The following is an 18,152-nucleotide window of genomic DNA, read 5'->3' as shown; positions in this document are numbered from 1 at the left end:
TGAGCGGTTGCCGCATCAGCTTCCATGAACGGGATGATGATGGGGGCAGTTGGCGTCATTGCCGTTTTTGCGCTTCACGGAGCTGTAAAGCGCGTATCGTCCGGGTCAGGTGTGCGGGAGCGTTGGATCGAAGAGAAACCGACCATTGTTGTCGGAATTGGTCAAATTTTGTGCTATATTCCGCGCCCGCGATTTTTCATCTCAACACCGGTCATCGACATGCAAGCAGCCAAGCCGTTATTTGACTATCCAAAATATTGGGCCGAATGTTTCGGGCCAGCGCCGTTCCTGCCCATGAGCAGGGAGGAGATGGATCAGCTCGGCTGGGATTCCTGCGACATCATCATCGTTACCGGTGATGCCTACGTCGATCACCCGTCGTTCGGCATGGCGATTATCGGCCGGCTGCTGGAGTCCCAGGGCTTCCGCGTCGGGATCATTGCCCAGCCGAACTGGCAGTCCAAAGACGACTTCATGAAGCTCGGTGAGCCGAACCTGTTCTTCGGTGTTGCGGCCGGCAACATGGACTCGATGATCAACCGCTACACCGCGGACAAGAAGATCCGTTCCGACGACGCCTACACGCCGGGTGGCCTGGCGGGCAAGCGTCCTGACCGCGCCAGCCTGGTCTACAGCCAGCGCTGCAAGGAAGCCTACAAACACGTGCCGATCGTGCTCGGCGGCATCGAAGCTTCCCTGCGCCGTATCGCCCACTACGACTACTGGCAGGACCGTGTGCGCAACTCGATCCTGATCGATGCCAGCGCCGACATCCTGCTTTACGGCAACGCCGAGCGAGCCATCGTCGAAGTCGCCCAGCGTTTGTCCTATGGTCACAAGATCGAAGACATCACCGACGTGCGCGGTACCGCGTTCATCCGTCGTGACACGCCACAAGGCTGGTACGAAGTCGATTCCACGCGCATCGACCGTCCGGGCAAGATCGACAAGATCATCAACCCGTACGTCAACACCCAGGACACCCAGGCCTGTGCCATCGAGCAGGAAAAAGGTCCGGTCGAGGATCCGCAGGAAGCCAAGGTCGTGCAGATCCTGGCCAGCCCGCGCATGACCCGCGACAAGACCGTGATACGTCTGCCGTCGGTGGAAAAAGTCCGCAACGATGCGGTGCTCTACGCACACGCCAACCGCGTGCTGCACCTGGAAACCAACCCGGGCAACGCCCGCGCCCTGGTGCAGAAGCACGGTGAAGTGGACGTCTGGTTCAACCCGCCACCGATTCCGATGACCACCGAAGAAATGGACTACGTGTTCGGTATGCCTTACGCGCGCATTCCGCACCCGGCGTACGGCAAGGAGAAAATCCCGGCCTACGACATGATCCGTTTCTCGGTGAACATCATGCGTGGCTGCTTCGGCGGCTGCACCTTCTGTTCGATCACCGAGCACGAAGGCCGAATCATTCAGAACCGTTCCCACGAGTCGATCATTCGAGAAATCGAAGAGATTCGTGACAAGGTCCCGGGTTTTACCGGCGTGATCTCCGACCTTGGCGGGCCGACCGCGAACATGTACCGCATTGCCTGCAAGAGCCCGGAAATCGAATCCGCGTGCCGCAAGCCATCGTGCGTGTTCCCAGGCATCTGCCCGAACCTGAACACCGACCACTCGGCACTGATCCAGTTGTACCGCAGTGCGCGCGAGTTGCCGGGTGTGAAGAAGATCCTGATCGCTTCCGGCCTGCGTTATGACCTGGCGGTCGAATCGCCGGAATACGTCAAGGAGCTGGTGACCCACCACGTCGGTGGTTACCTGAAGATCGCCCCGGAACACACCGAGGAAGGCCCGCTCAACCAGATGATGAAACCGGGCATCGGCAGCTATGACAAGTTCAAGCGCATGTTCGAGAAGTACTCCAAGGAAGCGGGCAAGGAGCAGTACCTGATTCCGTACTTCATCGCCGCCCACCCGGGCACCACCGATGAAGACATGATGAACCTGGCCCTGTGGCTCAAGGGCAATGGCTTCCGTGCCGACCAGGTACAGGCGTTCTACCCGTCGCCGATGGCCACCGCCACCGCGATGTACCACTCGGGCAAGAACCCGCTGCGCAAGGTCACCTACAAGAGTGACGCAGTGACCATCGTCAAGAGCGAAGAGCAGCGTCGTCTGCACAAGGCGTTCTTGCGTTATCACGACCCGAAAGGCTGGCCAATGCTGCGTGAAGCGTTGACCCGCATGGGTCGTGCCGACCTGATCGGGCCGGGCAAGAACCAGTTGATCCCGCTGCACCAGCCGTCCACCGACAGCTACCAGAGCGCCCGTCGCAAGAACTCGACGCCAGCTGGCAGCCACAAGGTTGCAGGGGAAAAGACCACCAAGATCCTCACCCAGCACACCGGCCTGCCACCACGCGCCAGCGATGGCGGTAATCCGTGGGACAAGCGTGAACAGGCCAAGGCGGCGGCATTCGCCCGCAACCAGCAGGCGGCCAAGGAGCGCAAGGACGCGGCCAAGGGCAAGGGCCCCAAACCGACCCGCAAGCCGGTCGTACCGCGCTAAGCCTCGCTTGAGCTGAACAGAACGCCAACCTTCGGGTTGGCGTTTTGCATTCAGGGCCTGGACGAGCCTTTGTAGGAGCGGGCTTGCCCGCGAAGAGGCCGGAACTGCCAACCAATTTCTGTCTGATCGCCACATTTATGTGCACCTGCGTCAAACCATTTTCCTGCATCGCCCGATTTTGGTGCTGTACTGCCTCAGGCAACCGAAGAAAGCGCCAGCATTGCTGGATGGCATAAGTCTTGCCCGCTTTCCCATACGCTCAAGGCTCGCAGGAGGCACGCCGTGTCGATTCATGTCGCATTGCACCACGTCACGCATTACCGCTATGACCGCGCTGTTGAGCTCGGCCCGCAGATCGTTCGCCTGCGTCCCGCCGCTCACAGCCGCACGCGGATTCTGTCCTATGCGTTGAAAGTCTCGCCCGAGCAGCATTTCATCAACTGGCAGCAGGACCCTCAGGGCAATTACCTAGCGCGGCTGGTGTTCCCGGAGAAAACCGAGGAATTGCGAATCGAGGTCGATCTGCTGGCAGAAATGGCGATCTTCAATCCGTTCGATTTCTTCCTCGAGCCCTATGCGGAAAAGATCCCCTTCGCCTATGCCGCGGATGAGCGCAAGGAACTGGCGCCGTACCTGGAAACCTTGCCCCTGACGCCGAAGTTCAAGGCTTATCTGGACGGCATCGACCGCACACCGTTGCCCGCCGTGGATTTTCTCGTCGCACTCAACCAGCGCCTGAGCGAAGACATCGACTACCTGATCCGCATGGAGCCCGGTGTACAAACACCTGAGCACACCCTCGACCAAGCCTCCGGTTCGTGCCGCGACTCCGCTTGGTTGCTGGTGCAACTGCTGCGCAACCTGGGGCTGGCGGCGCGTTTCGTATCGGGTTACCTGATCCAGCTGACCGCCGACGTCAAAAGTCTCGACGGTCCGTCCGGCACCGACGTGGATTTCACCGACCTGCATGCCTGGTGCGAGGTGTACTTGCCTGGTGCCGGCTGGATCGGCCTGGATGCGACTTCCGGGCTGTTTGCCGGTGAAGGGCATATTCCGTTGGCCTGTAGTCCCGATCCGTCTTCTGCGGCCCCGATCAGTGGCCTGGTGGAACCCTGCGAGTGCGAATTCAGCCACGAAATGTCCGTGGAGCGGATTTGGGAAGCACCGCGGGTCACCAAGCCCTACACCGACGACCAGTGGCTGGCGATTCAAGCCTTGGGCCGGCAGATCGATGCCGACCTGCTGGAAGGCGATGTGCGCCTGACCATGGGCGGCGAGCCGACCTTTGTGTCCATCGATGATCCGGACGGCGCCGAGTGGAATACCGCGGCACTGGGGCCGGATAAACGGCGGTTGTCCGCCGAACTGTTCCAGCGCATGCGTAAACACTACGCGCCCAAGGGGCTGGTGCATTTCGGGCAGGGCAAGTGGTACCCCGGCGAGCAACTGCCGCGCTGGTCGCTCAATTGCTATTGGCGCCGTGACGGCGTGCCGATCTGGCACAACAGCGCGCTGATCGCCGATGAGCAGGAAGACTACGGCGCGGATGGCGCACTGGCCGGGCGTTTTCTGGCGAGCGTCGCCGAACGCCTGAAGATTCCGACACGCTTTGTGTTTGCGGCCTACGAAGATAATTTCTATTACCTCTGGCGCGAAGGGATGTTGCCGCAAAACGTCAGCGCTGAAGACTCGCGTCTGGAGGAACCGCTGGAGCGGGCCCGCCTGCGCAAAGTGTTCAGCCAAGGGCTGGACAAGGTCATCGGCCAGGTTCTGCCGCTGGCGCGCACCGCCAAGGGCGACCAGTGGCAGAGCGGGCGCTGGTATCTGCGCGACGAGCACTGCCGTCTGGTGCCGGGGGACTCGCCGCTGGGTTATCGCTTGCCGCTGGGGTCGCAGCCGTGGGTGACAGCGGCGGAATATCCGTTCATCCATCCGCAAGACCCGAATCAAGACTTCCCGTCGTTGCCCGATACCGCGCAACTGCAAAATCAAAGTGAAGCTGCCGAGGTGCAAGAGCGCGCGCCGAAGCTCGATGAATCCGCCGACTGGCTGACCCGCACCGCCTTCTGTGCCGAGGCGCGGGAAGGCCGGTTGTACTTGTTCATGCCGCCGCTGGAGCGGGTCGAGGATTACCTCGAACTGGTCGCTGCCATCGAAGCCACAGCCGAAGAGCTGATGTGCCCGGTGTTGCTGGAGGGCTACGAGCCGCCGAGCGACCCACGCCTGAGCAACTTTCGCATCACCCCGGATCCGGGGGTGATCGAGGTCAATGTGCAGCCGTCTGCGACCTGGGATGAATTGGTCGAGCGCACCGAATTTCTCTACGAAGAAGCGCGCCAGACCCGACTGACCACCGAGAAATTCATGATCGACGGCCGGCATACCGGTACGGGTGGCGGTAACCATTTCGTGCTGGGTGGCGCGACCCCGGGGGACTCACCGTTTCTGCGTCGCCCGGATCTGCTGCGCAGCCTGATCAGCTACTGGCACAACCATCCGTCGCTGTCCTACCTGTTTTCCGGATTGTTCATCGGCCCGACGTCCCAGGCGCCGCGCGTCGATGAAGCACGCAACGATGCCTTGTACGAACTGGAAATTGCTTTCGCACAAATGCCTGAAGCGGGTGAGGAATGCCCGCCATGGCTGGTGGATCGATTGCTGCGTAATCTGCTGATCGATGTGACGGGCAACACTCATCGCGCCGAGTTCTGCATCGACAAACTCTATTCGCCGGACGGTGCCACCGGGCGCCTCGGATTGCTGGAACTGCGTGCGTTCGAGATGCCGCCCCATGCCCGCATGAGCCTGGCGCAACAATTGTTGCTGCGGGCGCTGGTCGCGCGGTTCTGGCGCGAGCCCTATGCGCCGCCGAAGCTGGCGCGCTGGGGCACGGAGCTGCACGATCGCTTTCTGTTGCCGCACTTTATCGAGCAAGATTTCGCCGATGTCATCGTTGACCTCAGCGCCGCCGGTTATCCGGTGCGGGCCGAATGGTTCGCCGCGCATCTGGAGTTCCGATTTCCCAAGGTTGGCGACTACGCCGTCAGTGGCATTGCACTGGAGTTGCGCCAGGCGCTCGAGCCTTGGCACGTGTTGGGCGAAGAGGGCGCCATGGGCGGCACGGTGCGTTACGTGGATTCGTCACTGGAGCGTTTGCAGGTCAAGCTCAGCGGCTTGCCGCCCCAGCGTTATCTGCTGACCTGCAACGGCATTCCGGTGCCATTGCAGCCCACCGGGCGTGTAGGCGAATTCGTCGCGGGGGTGAGATTTCGTGCCTGGCAACCGGCCAACTGTCTGCAACCGACCATCCCGGTCCACGCGCCGCTGGTGTTCGACCTGCTCGACACCTGGATGCAGCGCTCGCTGGGCGGTTGCCAGTATCACGTCGCCCATCCGGGCGGGCGCAACTACGACAGCTTGCCGGTGAACGCCAATGAAGCGGAGAGCCGGCGAATGGCGCGCTTCTTCCGCATCGGACACACGCCAGGGAAACTTCCTATACCCAATCTGGAAATCAGCGACGAGTTGCCGATGACGCTCGATTTGCGACGTTTCTGAACCGTACGCGACGCTCGGATTTTTCGTATATCCGGGCGTCACGAGCCTGCGTTAGTCTGCCCCTTCATTGCTGTCTGCCGAGCTTTCCATGCCTGACCTGCTAGACCGCTACCCGCTGATGGCGGGCACCTATCACGAACTGCTCGACGACAGTGGCGCCGTGCGCCCGCACTGGCGCCGACTGTTCGAGCAGTTGCAACGCAGCACGCCAACGCAGTTGGTGCAGCGTCAGGCCCTGCTGACCCGGCAGATTCAGGAAAACGGCGTTACCTATAACGTTTATGCCGATCCCAAAGGCGCGGACCGGCCGTGGGAACTGGACCTGCTGCCCCATGTCATCGCGGCTGATGAGTGGCAACAGTTATCGGCCGGCATCGCTCAGCGGGCGCGATTGCTCAATGCCGTGCTGGCTGATCTTTACGGTCCGCAACGGCTGATTGCCGAAGGTCTTTTGCCCGCCGAGCTGGTGTTCGGCCACAACAACTTCCTTTGGCCCTGTCAGGGCATCTGCCCGCCTGACGGAGCCTTTCTGCATCTGTATGCCGTGGATCTGGCGCGCACACCCGATGGCCGCTGGTGGGTGACGGCGGATCGTACCCAGGCGCCTTCGGGAGCCGGGTATGCGCTGGAAAACCGCACGATTGTGTCCCGGGCCTTTCCCGAGCTGTACCGCGACCTGAAAGTGCAGCACCTGGCCGGGTTCTTTCGCACCTTGCAGGAAACCCTCGCTCGTCAGGCCCCGAACGACGGGGACGCACCGTTGGTGGTGCTGCTGACGCCAGGGCGTTTCAACGAAAGCTATTTTGAACATTTGTACCTCGCTCGCCAGCTCGGCTACCCACTGGTGGAGGGCGGCGACCTCACGGTGCGCGATGCGACGGTCTACCTGAAGACCCTGAGTGGTCTGCGCCGGGTTCACGCGATCATGCGCCGGCTCGACGATGATTTCTGCGACCCGCTGGAGCTGCGCACCGACTCAGCCCTCGGCGTGCCGGGCCTGCTGGAAGCGGTGCGGCAGGGGCGGGTGCTGGTGGCCAACGCCCTGGGCAGTGGTGTGCTGGAATCGCCGGGGTTGTTGGGGTTTCTGCCGAAGATCAATCAATTCCTGTTCGGCGAAGAGCTGATCCTGCCGTCCATCGCCACTTGGTGGTGCGGCGAAGCGTCGGTATTGGCCCAGGCCCTGGAAAAACTGCCGGAGTTGCTGATCAAACCGGCGTTTCCGTCCCAAAGCTTTGCACCGGTATTTGGCCGTGATTTGGGTGAAAAACAGCGCCAGGAACTCGCCGAGCGTATGCAGGCACGGCCTTACGCTTATGTGGCGCAAGAACTTGCGCAATTGTCCCAGGCGCCGATCTGGCAAGCCGAAGACGGTCAACTGCAGCCCCGTGCCATCGGCATGCGCATGTATGCGGTGGCCAGCCGCGAGGGCTACCGGGTGCTGCCCGGTGGCTTGACCCGGGTCGCCGCGCAAGCCGATGCCGAAGTGGTGTCGATGCAGCGCGGCGGCGCCAGTAAAGACACCTGGGTGCTGGGCGATCGTGCGCCCAGCGGCGAACAATGGAAGGCCCAGCGCAATATTGGCGTGCATGACCTGGTGCGGCGCGATCCATACCTGCCGTCGCGTGTGGTAGAAAACCTGTTCTGGTTTGGCCGTTACTGCGAGCGTTGCGACGACAGCGCCCGTTTGCTGCGCATCATGCTGGCGCGCTATGTCGATGGCGACGACCCGCAAGCCCTGCAGGCAGCGGTGGACCTCGGCGAACGACTGATGCTGTTGCCCGAGGAGGGCGAATTGCCGGAGCGCCTGTTGGCGGCGCTGCTCGGCGATGACTGGCCGTTCAGCCTGCGTTCCAACCTGCAACGCTTGCAGTGGGCTGCTTCACAGGTGCGCGGTAAACTCTCGCGGGAAAACTGGCAGGCATTGGTGGAGTTGCAGCGTGAAGCCATGGAGCTGGAGACCGAAGAGCCGGATTTCGGTGAGTTGCTGGATTTCCTCAACCGTCTGGTGATGTCCCTGGCGGCGCTGTCCGGCTTTGCCCTGGACGACATGACCCGGGACGAAGGCTGGCGTTTCCTGATGATTGGCCGGCGGATCGAGCGCCTGCAATTTCTCAGCGGCAGCCTGGCGGCGTTCCTTCGGGGCGCCGGGGCTTTCGACCAGGCCGGGCTGGAATGGCTGCTGGAACTGGGCAACAGCAGCATCACCTACCGTTCTCGATACCTGGCGGTGGCGCAGCTGCTCCCGGTGCTCGACCTGTTGTTGCTCGACGAGCAGAACCCTCACGCCGTGTTGTTCCAGTTGAAACTGGTGACCCGCACCCTCAAACGGCTCAATGATGACTTTGGCGTACCGCGTGAAGCAGCGCTGCCGCAATTGGTAGAGCGTCTGGCGCGATTCGATCTGGGCTGCCTGGAAAACCCGCTGTTCGGCGACGCGAGTGTTCGCGCCGCCATCGAGGGGCTGGCCGCGCTGTTGCAGGAGATCGCCGACGCCAGCGGGCAAGTTTCCGATCGCCTGGCACTGCGGCATTTCGCCCATGTCGACGATGTCAGCCAGCGCACGGTGTCCGTCTGATGAGTGCTCACTACCAGATTTCCCACGACACCCATTATCACTATGACAGCCCGGTGTCCCTGGCCCAGCAACTGGCGCATTTGTGGCCGCGACCTTGTGCCTGGCAGCGCTGTACCGACCGGCAATTGCAGATCAGTCCGCAGCCGACCTCGCGTCGCGATGAGTTGGATGTGTTCGGCAATCCGCTGACCCGGCTGGCGTTCGAGCGTCCCCACGATGAGTTGCTGGTCAACGCCAGCCTCACGATCGAAGTGTTGCCCCGGCCTGTGCTGGACCTCAATCGGTCTGCGGCGTGGGAAGACACACGAAGCGCGCTGACCTACAGCAGCCAACCGCTGTCGCCCGAGCTGCTCGAAGCCTGCCGATACCGGTTTGAATCGCCGTATGTGCATTTGAAGAAAAACTTCGTCGAGTTCTCGCAAAGCTGTTTTCCACCCGGTCGACCGTTACTGCTCGGCGTGCAGGCGCTGATGGAGAAAATGTTCAGCGAGTTCACCTTCGATGCCGAGGCAACCCAGGTGGCGACGCCGCTGGTGGAGGTGCTGGAGCGCCGACGCGGGGTCTGCCAGGACTTTGCTCACCTGATGCTCGCTTGCGTGCGTTCCCGAGGGTTGGCGGCGCGCTACGTCAGCGGCTACCTGCTGACCCAGCCACCGCCGGGTCAGCCACGGTTGATTGGTGCTGATGCATCCCACGCCTGGGTTTCGGTGTTTTGCCCGGTGCTGGGGTGGGTGGATTTCGATCCGACCAACAATGTGCAACCGGCACTGGAGCACATCACCCTGGCCTGGGGCCGGGATTTTTCCGATGTGTCGCCGTTGCGGGGGGTGATTCTGGGTGGGGGTAATCACGATCCGGAAGTTCGGGTAACGGTGATGCCACTGGAGTAACAGGGATCAAAATGTGGGAGCGAGCTTGCTCGCGATAACGGACTGGCAGTCAAAGAAATGTTGGATGCAGGGACGCTATCGCGAGCAAGCTCGCTCCCACAGGGAATTGCGGTGTTTTGGAGTCATTCGACTGGCCTGTGAGGGTCGGCAGCAAAGCTGCCAACCCTGGACACAGATCCTGTGGGCCTGATCAGATCAACCGGCCCGGAGGTTCTCAGGCGTCGGGCGCCGAGTCTTTCGGTGCATCAACATCGTCTTCTGCCGCCACTTCACCCTCAGGGTTCAGTGCCGCTTCTTCAGCTGTAGCTTTCTTGCGCTGAAGCTTTTCCTCTTTCTTCTGCTCCTTGGCCAAGTCTCTCTGACGTTTGGCGAAGGAATAATTGGGTTTGGCCATGGGCGATCCTCTGGGGTCGAAGGTGAGGTTGAGCGGCGCATATTCTGCCTTGTATCGGTGCCAAGCCGTTAGCTGGGTTTTTGCTCGGCCCATTTTGGCGCTATGGACGGTTGCCAGGCATCCAGGGCATCGAGCAGGGTTTGCGGTGATTCGCTCACTTGCAGCATGTCACGGTGCTGCTCGCGAACGAAGCCTTCGCCGACGATGTGATCGAGAAAAGACGTCAATTTGCTGTAGAAACCGTTCACTTCCAGCAAACCCAGCGGTTTGCCGTGGTAGCCGAGCTGGCCCCAGGTCCAGACTTCGAACAGCTCTTCCAGGGTGCCAAGGCCACCGGGCAGTGCGATAAAGGCATCGCTGAGCTCGGCCATCCGCGCCTTGCGCGCGTGCATGCCATCGACGACTTCCAGGCGAGTCAGGCCGCTGTGGCCGATTTCCTTGTCCTTGAGGCTTTGCGGGATGATGCCGATCACTTCACCACCGGCCGCCAGGGCCGCATCAGCGACGATGCCCATCAAGCCCACGGCGCCGCCGCCATAAACGAGGGTCAGCTTGCGTTCGGCCAACGCCCGGCCAAGGGCCACGGCCGCTTCGCGGTAAGCCGGGTTGGTGCCGGTGCTGGCACCACAAAATACACAAACGGATGTTAAAGACATGCCTTGCTCCATGTTCGCTCAGGGCCACAGAGTAAAGGCAGGCGCACGGTACTCCAAGGGCTAGACTTGGTTTTCCGGGGTTTCGTACGTACCGCTGGCGCCGCAAGCGTAGGCGGCGAGCAAACTGCACAACAGGCTGTTGATCGACATGACAGACGTTCCATTTGAAGGGGACGGCCTGATGATAGGCCCGGACCAGACACTTGGTCGGTAGATAGTTTGCATCGGTGTCATAGTCCGAAAGTTGTATACAATTTTTGATTCAAGTCATATGAACTTGCGAAGTTTTCAGGCAGTCTTCTGTTCATTCGCGATTTCGTTAACCCTGCCTTGGAGATTCACCATGTTTGCCAAACTTGTTGCGGTATCCCTGTTGACACTGGCCAGCAGCCAATTGATGGCTGCAGAGTGCAAAGTCACTGTCGACTCCACCGACCAGATGTCTTTCGACACGAAGGCCATTGAAATCGACAAGAGCTGCAAGACGTTTACCGTGGAACTCAAGCACTCCGGCAGCTTGCCGAAGAACGTCATGGGCCATAACTGGGTGCTGAGTAAAGAAGCCGACATGCAGCCGATCGCCACCGACGGCCTGAGCGCCGGTATCGACAAGAACTACCTGAAAGAAGGCGACGCTCGCATCATCGCTCACACCAAGATCATCGGCGCTGGAGAGACAGACTCGGTGACCTTCGATGTGTCCAAGCTGAATGCCGCTGAAAAGTATGGTTTCTTCTGCTCGTTCCCGGGCCACATCTCGATGATGAAAGGCACCGTGACCCTGAAGTAAGACTGTCCACTGCGTTATCGTTCATCGCGAGCAGGCTCGCTCCTACAGGTACTGCGCTGTCCTTGTAGGAGTGAGCCTGCTCGCGAATGGGCCATCTGCATCAATAAATGTGTTGGCCAAAGAAAAAGCCCGCTGAGGATCACTCCTCAGCGGGCTTTTTCATTCACTCACGCCTCAAGGCGCAAACGGCATCACCCGCTTGTGATGGGTCTTGTTGTAGGTATCGACAATGATCTTGAACGCCTCTTCACGCACCGGGTTGCCATGCAGGAAGGCGTCGATCTCGGCGTAGGTCACGCCGTGGGAAGCTTCGTCCGGTTTGCCGGGCGACAGGTCCTCAAGGTCGGCGGTCGGGACTTTCTCCACCAGCGACTCCGGCGCACCGAAGCTGCGGGCAATCGCCCGCACCTGGTTCTTCACCAGGCCGCTGAGCGGTGCCAGGTCGCAGGCGCCGTCACCGAACTTGGTGAAGAAGCCCATCACCGCTTCCGCCGCGTGATCGGTGCCGATCACCAGGCCATGGGTTGCGCCGGCGATGGTGTACTGGGCGACCATGCGCATGCGCGCCTTGGTGTTGCCGAGCACGAAGTCCACCGACACCGCATGTTTGCCTTCGAAGGCCGCCACTTCATTGGCCAGGGCTTTGACCGCCGGGCCGATGTTCACGGTGTGGCGTTCGTCCGGCTTGATGAAATCCACCGAAGCCTGGGCGTCGTGCTCATCGAACTGGGTTTCGTAGGGCAGGCGCACGGCGATGAATTTGTAGGCGGCATCACCGCTGCGCTGGCGCAGTTCACGGACGGCCTGTTGGGCCAACAGACCGGCGGTCAGGGAGTCGACCCCGCCACTGATGCCCAGCACCAGGGTCTTGAGCCCGGAATTGACCAGGCAGTCCTGAATGAAGGTCACCCGCCGGGCGACTTCGGCCTCAAGGGCGGCTTCGTCGGCGAATGGCGGCTGGACCTTGAGCTGTTCAGCAATCTCACGCTGTACGGCTTGCATGAATTCACTCCTTGCTTGATGTACTTGAAAGGGCGGCAGGAACCTGGAAAACGTGTCGCAGGTAAGCGACGAAATTCGGGTCTTTGCAGTGTGTCTTGCCTGGCTCGTCGGAGATCTTCGCCACCGGCTGGCCGTTGCAGGCGGCCATTTTAAGCACGATGCTCATCGGTTCGACACCCGGAATATCACAGGTCAGGTTGGTGCCGATGCCGAAGCTGACATTGATCCGACCGCGCAGCGCCCGGAATATCTCCAGGGACTTGGGCAGGGTCAGACTGTCGGAGAACGTCAGTGTCTTGCTCATCGGGTCGATGCCGAGCTTGTGATAGTGGGCGATGGCTTTTTCCGCCCAAACCACCGGATCGCCCGAGTCGTGGCGTAAACCGTCGAAAAGCTTGGCGAAAAACAGATCGAAATCGCCTAGGAAGGCATCAATGGTGATGCAGTCGGTCAGGGCAATCCCCAGCAGGCCACGGTATTCGCGGACCCAGCAATCGAGTGCGGCGATCTGGCTGTCGATCAGCCGCGGGCCGAGTTGCTGGTGCGCCATGATCCACTCGTGGGCCATGGTGCCCAGCGGTTTCATGTCCAGCTCCCGGGACAGGTGCACGTTGCTGGTGCCGACGAAGCGTCCGGGGAAATCGTGCTTGAGCACATTCACCACTTCTTCCTGCACCCGATACGAGAAGCGACGGCGCGTGCCGAAATCGGCCACCTGCAATTCGGACAATTCATCACTGCTGGCGTTGGCACTCAGCCAGTCGAACTTGCGGTAGAGCTGCTCGCGGGCCTGCTCCAGTACGATTTCGCGGTAGCGATAGCGGTTGCGCACCTCGCTGACCAGCGCCAGCAGCGGCACTTCGAACAGGATCACATGCAGCCAGGGGCCCCGCAGGCGGATAAACAGTTCGCCGTTTTCGAGGCCAGTGTGGATGTAGCGCAGGTTGAAGCGGAACAACCCGAGAAAACGCAGGAAATCCGGCTTCAGGAAGCTGATGCGTTCCAGGAAGCTCAATTGATCGGCACTCAGGCTCAGTTCGGCCAGGCGCTCGATCTGGAAACGGATTTCCGCCAGGTACGGGCGCAAGTCCTCACCATTACGGCAACGAAACTCCCATTCGACTTCGACGTTCGGGTAGTTGTGCAGCACCGCCTGCATCATCGTCAGTTTGTAGAAGTCGGTGTCGAGCAGGTTCTGCACGATGCGATCGGCAAACACACTCTCGCTCATAACGGGAATCTCCAGCGTTGCAGCGGTATTGATCAATGGCGCTAGTGGCGCATATCAGTAGCAAGGAATGCCAGCGATTTCTTGGAACGCGGCGGATCCCTGTGGGAGCGAGCTTGCTCGCGATAGCGGACTGACAGTCAATTGAAGCATTGAATGTGATGACGCCATCGCGAGCAAGCTCGCTCCCACAGGGATTGTGCAGGGGGCCTAATGTTGCACCGCATCCGGGCTATCGATCTGCTCCAGCATCCACTTCACAAAGTCCCGCACCTTGGGCACTTCCGCCGAGTGCTCCGGGTACGCAAGGTAATAGGCATCGGTGCTGGGCATTGCATGCTGCCAGGGAATGACCAGCTTGCCGTCAGCCAGTTCCTCTTCCACCAGAAACCGTGGTAACAACGCCACGCCGCAGCCAACCTGGGCGGCGCGGATGCACATGTAAAAGGTTTCGAAACGCGGGCCGTGGTAGCTGTGCTCGGTGTGGTAGCCCTGATGCTCGAACCAGTCGTGCCAGGCCTGGGGGCGGGAGGCGTTTTGCAGCAGTACCAGATCGGACAGTTGCGTCGGATCGGTGAACGGTTGGGCAGGCAAGCTGCCCGGGGCACATACAGGAACAAGCTCTTCGCCGAACAGCTTCAGGCATTCGGTGCCCGGTCGTGAACCCTGGCCGAAATAGAACGCCAGATCGCTGCGACCTTGCAACAGGTCGTCGGCTTCCTGTTCGCTGCACAGGTCCAGGTGGATCGACGGGTGCCGCAGGCGCCAGCCTTTCAGGCGCGGCACCAGCCAGCGCGCGCCGAAGGTGGGAGGCGTCGAAACCCGCAGGACTTCTGTTTCGCCGCCGTAGGAGCGCAGGTAATGGGTCGACATCTCGACCTGCGTGAGGATTTTTCGCACCTCAACCAGGTACAGATCGCCCGCCGGCGTCATCTGCAGGCGTCGGCGCACCCGGCGAAACAGCAGGTGCTGCAACAGCTCTTCGAGTTGCGCGACCTGTTTGCTCACGGCGCTTTGGGTCAGGTTCAATTCTTCGGCGGCCCGGGTGAAGCTCAGATGCCGGGTGACGGCCTCGAAGCACTGCAACGCAGCGATCGATGGCAAGTAGCGTTTATTCAGCATGGGCGGTCCTTGGTTCTTGTTTCTTATTGCCAGCAATGCACAGCATGAATAAACGGAATGATATCTCTCTTAAAGGTCGTTTGTTGAGTAACCTCCGGGCAGCTAAAACTACAGGTCTGATCAGCCGTGAATTTCCGGCTGCACGTGTTCTGTCTTTTGCTTGAGGAGTGACCCATGGTTGCCGCATTGCTTGATCGTCTAGGTGTGAACCCGGCCCTGTACCAGAACGGCAAAGTGCCGGTGCACTCGCCGATCGATGGCAGCAGGATCGCTGCCGTGAACTGGGAAGGCGCTGCTGAAGTCGAGCAGCACATCAGTCGCGCAGATCATGCGTTCGAACTGTGGCGCAAGGTTCCGGCGCCGCGCCGTGGCGAGCTGGTGCGGCAACTGGGTGACATCCTGCGTGAATACAAGGCCGACCTCGGCGAGCTGGTGTCCTGGGAGGCCGGCAAGATCACCCAGGAAGGCCTGGGTGAAGTTCAGGAAATGATCGACATCTGCGACTTCGCCGTCGGCCTGTCCCGTCAGTTGTACGGTTTGACCATCGCCTCCGAGCGTCCTGGCCACCACATGCGCGAAACCTGGCATCCGCTGGGCGTCGTCGGCGTGATCAGCGCATTCAACTTCCCGGTCGCAGTCTGGGCCTGGAACGCCACGCTGGCGCTGGTCTGCGGCAACCCGGTGATCTGGAAACCGTCGGAAAAGACTCCACTGACCGCATTGGCCTGCCAGGCGCTGTTCGATCGCGTACTGAAGAATTTCAGCGACGCGCCACCGCACCTGAGCCAGGTGATTATTGGCGGTCGCGATGCCGGCGAAGCCCTGGTCGATGATCCGCGTGTCGCGCTGGTCAGCGCCACCGGCAGCACCCGCATGGGCCGCGAAGTGGCGCCGAAAATCGCCGCACGTTTCGCCCGCAGCATTCTGGAACTGGGCGGCAACAACGCAATGATCCTCGGCCCGAGCGCCGACCTGGACATGGCCGTTCGCGCGATCCTGTTCAGCGCTGTCGGCACCGCCGGTCAGCGCTGCACCACCCTGCGTCGATTGATCGCCCATGAGTCGGTGAAAGAAGAAATCGTCACCCGCCTGAAAGCCGCGTACTCGAAAGTGCGTATCGGCCATCCGCTGGAAGGCAATCTGGTCGGCCCGTTGATTGACAAACAAAGCTTCGAAAACATGCAGGACGCGCTGGAGCAGGCCTTGAGTGAAGGCGGCCGGGTGTTTGGCGGTGAGCGTCAGTTGGAAGACAAGTTCCCGAATGCCTACTACGTGTCGCCAGCCATCGTCGAAATGCCGGAGCAGAGCGATGTGGTCTGCCACGAAACCTTCGCCCCGATCCTGTACGTGGTCGGTTACAGCGATTTCCAGGAAGCCCTGCGCCTGAACAACGCTGTGCCACAAGGCCTGTCCTCGTGCATCTTCACCACCGACGTGCGTGAAGCCGAGCAGTTCATGTCGGCGGTGGGCAGCGACTGTGGCATCGCCAACGTCAATATCGGCCCGAGCGGCGCTGAAATCGGTGGTGCATTTGGTGGCGAGAAAGAAACCGGCGGCGGTCGTGAGTCCGGCTCCGATGCATGGCGCGGCTACATGCGCCGCCAGACCAACACCGTGAACTATTCGCTGGAGTTGCCGTTGGCGCAGGGTATTACATTTGACTAAATCTCACGTCGAACGGTGATCCCCCTGTAGGAGCGAGCCGGCTCCGGGCGGCGTTCCGACGATAGCGGTTTGTCAGTCACATCATTGTTGAATGTGCTGGTGCTATCGCGAGCAGGCTCACTCCTACATTTTGAACTGTGTGTTTGTTGGGTTTCTGTTGGAGTCTGGCAATGCCGTTACGCGAAGAGTGTCTGTGGGAAAAACTGACGCCGCAAAGGCCGGACAATTCGGCCCTCAAGGGTGAGGTCACGGTGGATGTCTGCGTCATCGGCGCCGGATTTACCGGATTGTCGGCGGCGGTGCATCTGCTGGAGCAAGGCAAGACCGTTTGTGTGCTGGAGGCCCATCGCGCCGGCCATGGTGGTTCGGGGCGTAACGTCGGGCTGGTCAACGCCGGGATGTGGATTCCGCCGGACGAGATCGAAGCCGGGTTCGGCAAGGAGGTCGGCAGCCAGCTCAACTGCATGCTGGGGGCGGCGCCATCCCTGGTGTTCAGCCTTGTGGACAAGTACAACATCGATTGCCAGTTGCGTCGCGAAGGCACGCTGCACATGGCGCACAACGCCCGTGGCGAAGCCGATTTGCGCAGTCGTGAAGAACAATGGAAACGCCGCGGGGCGCCGGTGGAGTTGTTGACCGGTCAGGCCTGCGAGCAAGCCACTGGTACGAAAAAGATCGCCGCCGCGCTGCTCGATCGCCGCGCCGGCACGCTCAACCCGATGGCCTACACCACGGGGCTGGCCAAAGCGGCCATCGGTCTCGGTGGGCAGTTGTTCGATCATTCCCCGGTCACCCGCCTCGAACGTCAGGGTCAGCGCTGGTCTGTGCAAACCGCCCAGGGCTCGGTCATGGCCGAGAAAGTGGTGATTGCCTCCAATGCCTACACCGAAGGCGACTGGACGGAACTGCGGCGCAATTTCTTCCCCGGTTACTACTATCAGGTGGCCTCGGTGCCGCTGACCGAGGAAGCAGCCCGGCAAATTCTGCCCGGGGGCCAGGGTTCCTGGGACACCCGCCAAGTGCTGAGCAGCATCCGTCGGGATAAAGACGGTCGCCTGCTGCTTGGCAGTCTGGGTAATGGCAATCAGAAACCGGCCTGGTTCCTCAAGGCCTGGGCCGATCGCGTGCAGCAACATTACTTCCCTTACCTGAAACCGGTGGAATGGGAGTGCACCTGGACCGGTTGCATCGCTTTCACCCCCGATCATTTGATGCGCCTGTTCGAGCCGGCGCCCGGTTTGGTGGCAGTCACCGGCTACAACGGCCGGGGCGTGACCACGGGTACGGTGGTCGGCAAGGCCTTCGCCGATTACCTGTGTAACGGAAATCCTCAATCGCTACCGATTCCTTTCGCGCCCATGCAGCCATTGGCCGGGGTGGGGTTGCGCAGCTGTCTGTATGAGGCGGGATTCTCGCTGTATCACGCAGGCCAGTGCCTGCGGATCGTGATCTGAAGGTTGATTTTTGCAGTGGGAAGCGGCGCTTTTTCGATCTGCGGCTAGCCTGTAGTGGTGCGGGTTGTAGCAGTCCCGCACCAGCAGTGTGCACTTCGGTGACGCACGTTGTTACAGGCTGGTTGCACGTCGTTTAAAGCCGCGGTTGCAATGATGGCGCAGGCGGGTTGCGCCTCAAAAAAATAATGGTTCTACCTTCCGCGGTTTAGACGGTTGCACGCCCAATGAAAATGGGCCCGAAACAGTCGAAATAACAAGAAAGCAGCGACTTTTTTCAGAATAAAAAACCGATGGC

The 18,152-nt window shown here is 60.8% G+C and carries 12 protein-coding genes; 7 read left to right on the top strand and 5 right to left on the bottom strand.

Annotated elements, in window-relative coordinates; all coding sequences use genetic code 11:
* The first annotated feature begins 219 nt into the window (after positions 1–219).
* The 4 genes from AC1DRN_RS04510 (at position 220) to AC1DRN_RS04495 (ending at position 9,546) form a co-directional block, all read left to right on the top strand.
* Entirely contained in the window at positions 220–2,523 is a 2,304-nt protein-coding gene (locus tag AC1DRN_RS04510; RefSeq protein ID WP_007994999.1) for a YgiQ family radical SAM protein, read from the top strand.
* Positions 2,524–2,805: 282 nt separating this feature from the next.
* Positions 2,806–6,081 (top strand): transglutaminase family protein, encoded by a 3,276-nt coding sequence (locus tag AC1DRN_RS04505; protein WP_223462534.1) that lies wholly within the window; start codon positions 2,806–2,808, stop codon positions 6,079–6,081.
* A gap of 88 nt (positions 6,082–6,169) precedes the next feature.
* Positions 6,170–8,656 (top strand): circularly permuted type 2 ATP-grasp protein, encoded by a 2,487-nt coding sequence (locus AC1DRN_RS04500; RefSeq protein WP_223462535.1) that lies wholly within the window; start codon positions 6,170–6,172, stop codon positions 8,654–8,656.
* The gene (locus tag AC1DRN_RS04495) at positions 8,656–9,546 is read left to right on the top strand and encodes a transglutaminase family protein (RefSeq protein WP_223462536.1); all 891 of its coding nucleotides are present in this window, start codon (positions 8,656–8,658) and stop codon (positions 9,544–9,546) included. Before AC1DRN_RS04500 ends, AC1DRN_RS04495 begins: the two co-directional genes overlap by 1 nt.
* Before the next feature lie 214 nt (positions 9,547–9,760).
* On the opposite strand, the gene AC1DRN_RS04490 is transcribed toward AC1DRN_RS04495, so the two are convergent.
* On the bottom strand, positions 9,761–9,940 hold the full coding sequence (locus tag AC1DRN_RS04490) for a hypothetical protein (protein WP_007973286.1): 180 nt from the start codon (positions 9,938–9,940) through the stop codon (positions 9,761–9,763).
* A 68-nt stretch (positions 9,941–10,008) separates the two neighbouring features.
* Positions 10,009–10,596, bottom strand: coding sequence for an LOG family protein (locus AC1DRN_RS04485; RefSeq protein WP_057712229.1), 588 nt, complete (start codon positions 10,594–10,596; stop codon positions 10,009–10,011).
* Between the two features lie 343 nt (positions 10,597–10,939).
* Here AC1DRN_RS04485 and azu point away from each other — a divergent pair, with 343 nt between their 5' ends.
* Positions 10,940–11,386 (top strand): azurin, encoded by a 447-nt coding sequence (gene azu, locus AC1DRN_RS04480; RefSeq protein WP_223462537.1) that lies wholly within the window; start codon positions 10,940–10,942, stop codon positions 11,384–11,386.
* Between the two features lie 174 nt (positions 11,387–11,560).
* Here the strand turns inward: azu and nadE are convergent, their stop codons facing one another.
* The 3 genes from nadE to AC1DRN_RS04465 all read right to left on the bottom strand — a co-directional run bounded on the left by nadE (position 11,561) and on the right by AC1DRN_RS04465 (position 14,738).
* A complete protein-coding gene (gene nadE, locus AC1DRN_RS04475; protein ID WP_223462538.1) occupies positions 11,561–12,388 on the bottom strand; it encodes an ammonia-dependent NAD(+) synthetase in 828 nt (275 codons plus the stop codon).
* A gap of 4 nt (positions 12,389–12,392) precedes the next feature.
* The gene (gene pncB, locus AC1DRN_RS04470) at positions 12,393–13,619 is read right to left on the bottom strand and encodes a nicotinate phosphoribosyltransferase (RefSeq protein ID WP_223462539.1); all 1,227 of its coding nucleotides are present in this window, start codon (positions 13,617–13,619) and stop codon (positions 12,393–12,395) included.
* 207 nt (positions 13,620–13,826) lie between these two features.
* Positions 13,827–14,738: a LysR family transcriptional regulator gene (locus AC1DRN_RS04465; RefSeq protein WP_223462540.1), complete on the bottom strand. Its 912-nt coding sequence runs from the start codon at positions 14,736–14,738 to the stop codon at positions 13,827–13,829.
* A 174-nt stretch (positions 14,739–14,912) separates the two neighbouring features.
* Between AC1DRN_RS04465 and amaB the strand changes: the two genes are divergently transcribed.
* Both amaB and amaA read left to right on the top strand, forming a co-directional pair.
* The gene (amaB, locus tag AC1DRN_RS04460; RefSeq protein WP_223462541.1) at positions 14,913–16,403 is read left to right on the top strand and encodes an L-piperidine-6-carboxylate dehydrogenase; all 1,491 of its coding nucleotides are present in this window, start codon (positions 14,913–14,915) and stop codon (positions 16,401–16,403) included.
* A 170-nt stretch (positions 16,404–16,573) separates the two neighbouring features.
* On the top strand, positions 16,574–17,857 hold the full coding sequence (gene amaA, locus AC1DRN_RS04455) for an L-pipecolate oxidase (protein ID WP_223462542.1): 1,284 nt from the start codon (positions 16,574–16,576) through the stop codon (positions 17,855–17,857).
* Positions 17,858–18,152 lie beyond the last annotated feature (295 nt).

This window comes from Pseudomonas sp. P5_B3, assembly GCF_056400405.1.
The sequence above is the reverse complement of the archived record's forward strand: the minus strand, read 5'-3'. Positions and strand labels throughout refer to the sequence as shown.